Annotated in this window: 6 protein-coding genes; 3 read left to right on the top strand and 3 right to left on the bottom strand. The window is 59.1% G+C overall.

Annotation, left to right across the window (positions count from 1 at the left end):
* Positions 1–330 (top strand): ATP-binding protein (locus tag AC1DRJ_RS19235; protein WP_477803544.1); only part of this gene is annotated, 330 nt, incomplete at its 5' end.
* Between the two features lie 35 nt (positions 331–365).
* Here the strand turns inward: AC1DRJ_RS19235 and AC1DRJ_RS19230 are convergent.
* The 3 genes from AC1DRJ_RS19230 to AC1DRJ_RS19220 form a co-directional block, all read right to left on the bottom strand.
* Positions 366–1,610 (bottom strand): lipoprotein-releasing ABC transporter permease subunit, encoded by a 1,245-nt coding sequence (locus tag AC1DRJ_RS19230; RefSeq protein ID WP_477803543.1) that lies wholly within the window; start codon positions 1,608–1,610, stop codon positions 366–368.
* Between the two features lie 65 nt (positions 1,611–1,675).
* Complete coding sequence (gene lolD / locus AC1DRJ_RS19225; RefSeq protein ID WP_162830870.1) at positions 1,676–2,359, bottom strand: lipoprotein-releasing ABC transporter ATP-binding protein LolD; 684 nt, start codon at positions 2,357–2,359, stop codon at positions 1,676–1,678.
* A 7-nt stretch (positions 2,360–2,366) separates the two neighbouring features.
* Positions 2,367–3,617 (bottom strand): lipoprotein-releasing ABC transporter permease subunit, encoded by a 1,251-nt coding sequence (locus AC1DRJ_RS19220; protein WP_150778754.1) that lies wholly within the window; start codon positions 3,615–3,617, stop codon positions 2,367–2,369.
* 94 nt (positions 3,618–3,711) lie between these two features.
* On the opposite strand from AC1DRJ_RS19220, the gene AC1DRJ_RS19215 reads away from it, so the two are divergent.
* Both AC1DRJ_RS19215 and AC1DRJ_RS19210 read left to right on the top strand, forming a co-directional pair.
* Positions 3,712–4,290: a PilZ domain-containing protein gene (locus AC1DRJ_RS19215; protein ID WP_477803542.1), complete on the top strand. Its 579-nt coding sequence runs from the start codon at positions 3,712–3,714 to the stop codon at positions 4,288–4,290.
* A gap of 14 nt (positions 4,291–4,304) precedes the next feature.
* Positions 4,305–4,861 (top strand): glycerophosphodiester phosphodiesterase (locus AC1DRJ_RS19210; protein ID WP_477803541.1); only part of this gene is annotated, 557 nt, incomplete at its 3' end.

Here is a 4,861-nt window from a genome sequence, read left to right as displayed (position 1 = left end):
ATGTTGCGGCGGGCGCTTTCCAATTTGCTGGATAACGCGTTGCGATTTACGCCGGCTGAGGGCGAGGTTCGGGTACGGATTGTTGATCAGGTTAAAGGGTTGAGTCTGACGGTTGAAAACAATGGTGATGGAATTGACGGGGCGTTACTGCCACGTTTGTTTGACCGGTTTTTTCGAGCCGATCCGGCGCGCCAGGAAGGCAGCAGTGAACATGCGGGGTTGGGACTGGCGATTACGCAGTCGATCATTCGTGCCCATGGCGGGCAGATTCGTTGCGAATCGGAAAATGGGTGGACGCGGTTTGTGATTGAGCTGCCAAAGGGGAACTGAGGCCAGCAGGTCTGGCCCCTTCGTCGGTTTACTGCTTACGAATACCTTAATGCGTGAGCCGGCTCGATCTGCGCCGCACGCCATGCCGGATACACAGTGGCAAGGAAGCTCAAGATGAACCCCGCCGAGCAAATCAACAGCACATCCGCGCCCTGTAATTCCGAAGGCAGGTTGCTGACGAAATACACATCCGAACTGAAGATGTGCTGCCCGCTCACCCGCTCGATCCAGCCCACCAGTTCACTGACGTTCAACGCCGCAATCACCCCAAGCACGCCGCCGATCAAGGTCCCGACAACCCCGATCACGGTCCCTTGGACCATGAAGATCGCCATGATCTGCCCCGGCGTAGCGCCGATCGTGCGCAGGATCGCGATGTCCGCGCCCTTATCGTTCACCACCATAATCAAGGTCGCGATGATGTTGAACGCCGCCACCGCGACGATCATCAGCAACAGCAGGCCAATCATGGTCTTTTCCATTTTCATCGCGCTGAACAGACTGCCCTGGGTGTGGGTCCAGTCGTCAGCCTTGTACGCGGCGCCCAAACCACTGGCGATGTCGCTCGATACTTGTGGCGCGGCGTACAAGTCCTTCACCGCCAGACGCACGCTCTGCACCTGATTCGGTTCCCAGTGCTGCATCTGCGCAGCATCGGCAACGTGGATCAATGCCATCGAACCGTCCAGCTCAGCACCGACCTTGAACACACCGACCACGTTCAGGCGCTGCATGCGCGGGGTGATCCCGCCCGGTGCGTTGCTGATTTCAGGCACGATCAGGGTGAGCTTGTCGCCGACATTCAAACGGAAGCGACGTGCCGTGATCTCGCCGATCACCACACCGAATTCACCCGGCTTCAAATCATCCAGACTCCCCTGAACGATGTGCTGGGTGACGATGGACACTTTGCCTTCCTGTGCCGGATCGATGCCGCTGACCTGAATCGGCTGCATCGTGCCCTTATAGGAGAGCATGCCTTCCATCTCGGTGAACGGCACGGCCGCGGTCACTTGCGGATTTTTCATCGCGGCCGCGGCGACTGGCTGCCAATTGTCGATCGGATTCACACCGACGATAGTCGCGTGCGGCACCATGCCGAGGATGCGCGAGCTCATTTCGCGCTGAAAACCGTTCATGACCGACAACACCACAATCATCGCCAGCACGCCAAGGGCGAGGCCGATCATCGAGGTCATCGAGATGAAGGAAACAAAGCGATTGCGGCGCTTGGCGCGGGTATAGCGCGCGCCGATGAAGATCGATAACGGTCTGAACATTCGCTGGGGCACCGTATAAAAATAAAAGACCCGGCGTACCGTCTGGTACGTCGGGTTTCGCTCAATCAGATAGGTGTCAGGCAACCTTCCTGCAAATGCAGGACGCGATCCATCTGGCGGGCCAGGTTCATGTCGTGGGTCACCACCAGGAACGCGGTTCGCATCGACGTGCTGAGTTCCAGCATCAAATCCTGAATGCCCTGGGCGGTATGGGAGTCGAGGTTGCCGGTCGGCTCATCAAGCATCACCAGGCCTGGATTGTTCACCAGGGCACGAGCGATAGCCACACGCTGGCGTTCACCACCGGACAATTCCGCTGGTTTATGTTCCAGACGGTGCCCCAACCCTACCCGCTCCAGCAACGCCGTGGCACGCTGACGCGCCTCCGGGATCGACGTCTTGCCAATCAGCAGCGGCATGCAGACGTTTTCCAGCGCGGTGAATTCCGGCAGCAAATGGTGGAACTGGTACACGAACCCGAGGGCGCGGTTACGCAGCAGGCCGCGATTCTTTTCGCTCAATGCCGAGAGTTCTTCGCCGTCGAGCCAGACGCTGCCCTTGGTCGGCGTATCAAGCCCGCCCAGCATATTGAGCAAGGTGCTTTTGCCAGAACCCGACTTGCCGACAATCGCCACGCGCTCACCGGGGTGCAACTCCAGCTGCAGACCGGCCAGAACCTCCACCGACTCCGGGCCTTCCTCGTAGGATTTGCCCAGGTTGCGGCAGCTCAAGATTGCTTTATCACTCATGCCCGACTCACTCATAACGTAGCGCCTCCGCAGGCTGGGTGCGCGCGGCACGCCAGGCTGGATACAGGGTGGCGAGGAAACTCAGGATCAACGCGGCGCCGCAGACCATCAAGACGTCCTGGCTCTGCACTTGCGACGGCAGGTAGTCGATGAAGTACACATCGGCGTTGAGAAATTTATGGCCGATCAGGCCTTCGAGGGCCGAGATCGCGGCGCTGACGTTCAACGCGGCGAAGATCCCGACCGCGGCACCGATCAGCGTCCCGACCACCCCGATGACGGTGCCCTGCACCATGAAGATCGCCATGATCGTGCGCGGCGTGGCGCCCAATGTGCGCAATATCGCGATGTCGCCCTTCTTGTCGTTCACCACCATTACCAGCGTGGAAATGATGTTGAACGCGGCAACCGCGACGATCAGCAGCAACAGCAGACCGATCATGGCTTTTTCCATGCGGATCGCCTGATACAGATTGCCGTGGGTGCGCGTCCAGTCACGGGCGTAGAAATGGTCTTCACCGAGCTGCTGGGCGATGCTCCATGCGGTCCGCGGCGCCTGGAACAGGTCATCGAACTTCAGGCGAATGCCCTGCACCTGATCCGGTTTCCAGCGGTGCAGCCGGGCCAGATCCTGCAAGTTGGTGATGCCCAGATAACCGTCCAGCTCACCGGCGCCGACATGGAAGATGCCAACCACGGTAAAGCGTTTCATGCGCGGAAACATACCGGCCGGGGTCACCGTAACTTCCGGCGCGACAAACGTCAGCTTGTCGCCGATAGCAGCGCCGAGCTTGGCCGCGGCCTTGTCGCCGATGACAATGCCGAATTCACCCGGGACCAGATCGTCGAGTTTGCCCTGCTGCATGAAGTGATCAATGATCGAGACATTGCGCTCCAGCGCAGGGTCGATGGCATTGAGCAGCACTTTGGAGACTTTGCCGTTGTTGGTCAGCAAACCTTGCATCTGAGTGAACGGCGCCACGGCCGTCACTTGCGGGTTTTTCTTGACCTTGGTGGCCAGGCTTTGCCAGTCGCTGATCGGCTCGCCGGACTCGATGGTCGCGTGGGGCACCATGCCCAGCACGCGGGTGCGCATCTCATGATCGAAGCCGTTCATGACCGACAGCACGACAATCATCACCACCACGCCCAGGGCGAGTCCGATCATTGAAGTCAGGGAAATGAACGACACAAAATGATTGCGACGCTTTGCACGGGTATAACGCGTGCCAATAAATACGAAGAGAGGTCTGAACATGTCGGGGCTTGTTCGGAGGGAAAAGGAACGTCCTTGTGGCGGGGGTCGATAACCAGCTTTACACTCAGACCACCGCCGCTACCATGGGTTCGCCATGTCGACATTAGATGAAGAAGATCGCCGCGAATASTACCGTATCGAAGACACGATCGCACTGGAAATTCGGACCCTGTCCGCTCCCGAGGCCGCAGGGCTGGAAGTGTTGCAGGATGCTTCTCCATTGTTCAATTTGCTCAGCGAACTGCACCTTAGCGAATTCGAGTCGCAGCACCTCTTACGGCAGATCAGCGAGCGCGATCGGAACCTCGCGGCGTTCCTTAAATCCCAGAATAAACGCATCGATTTACTCAGCCAGGTGATCGCAATCACTGTGCTCGGACAGATCGGCGAGCCCCAGCCGGTGGTCATTTCCGAAGGTGGCATCGAGTTCCGGCATCCGACACCGATCGCCGCAGGCGCACACCTGTCGGTCAAACTGGTGCTGATGCCGCAGGCCCTCGGTCTGCTGCTGCGAGCCCGCGTCATCCATTGCGACCGCAACGCGGGCAGCTATGATGTCGGCACCGAGTTCGAACGCCCCACTGATGCTCAGCGGCAGTTGCTTGCCCGTTACATTTTGCAGAAGCAGGCTCAGGAACGACGACTGGCCCGCGAAAACGAATCAGGCATTTAAATTAAGGAAGAACCGTGACCCTCATCTACGGCCATCGCGGCGCCAAGGGCGAAGCACCGGAAAACACCCTGACCAGCTTTCAGCAATGCCTCAAGCACGGCGTTCGCCGTTGCGAGCTGGACCTGCACCTGTCCATGGACAACGAGTTGATGGTCATCCACGACCCCACACTCAAGCGCACCACTGACCGACGCGGCAAGGTTGTCGAACATACGGCGGCCGAACTGGTGACTTATGACGCGCGCAACGGCGGCCCAGGCTGGATCAAACCCTGCCCGATCCCGACGCTGGAAACGTTGTTTGAGAAGTGCGACTTCGATCACTGGCAACTGGAAGTCAAAAGCGCCTCACGCACCCGCGCTGCCACGACCGTGCTGGCGATTCGTGAGATGGCTCAGCGTTTCGGCCTGCTCGACAAGGTCACGATCACCTCAAGTTCACGCGAAGTACTCAAAGCCGCGCTGGACCTGGTGCCGGACGTGTCTCGCGGATTGGTGGCCGAATACGCCTGGCTCGACCCGCTGAAGGTCGCGCAAGGCTATGGTTGTGAAATTCTTGCGTTGAACTGGAC

Source organism: Pseudomonas sp. P5_B2 (genome assembly GCF_056400445.1).
The sequence above is the reverse complement of the archived record's forward strand: the minus strand, read 5'-3'. Positions and strand labels throughout refer to the sequence as shown.

What these genes read in the sequence shown, in the direction of transcription:
- AC1DRJ_RS19230 (WP_477803543.1), bottom strand. Translation starts at nt 1,610, where the DNA reads ATGTTCAGACCGTTATCGATCTTCATCGGCGCGCGCTATACCCGCGCC.
- lolD (WP_162830870.1), bottom strand. Translation starts at nt 2,359, where the DNA reads ATGAGTGATAAAGCAATCTTGAGCTGCCGCAACCTGGGCAAATCCTAC.
- AC1DRJ_RS19220 (WP_150778754.1), bottom strand. Translation starts at nt 3,617, where the DNA reads ATGTTCAGACCTCTCTTCGTATTTATTGGCACGCGTTATACCCGTGCA.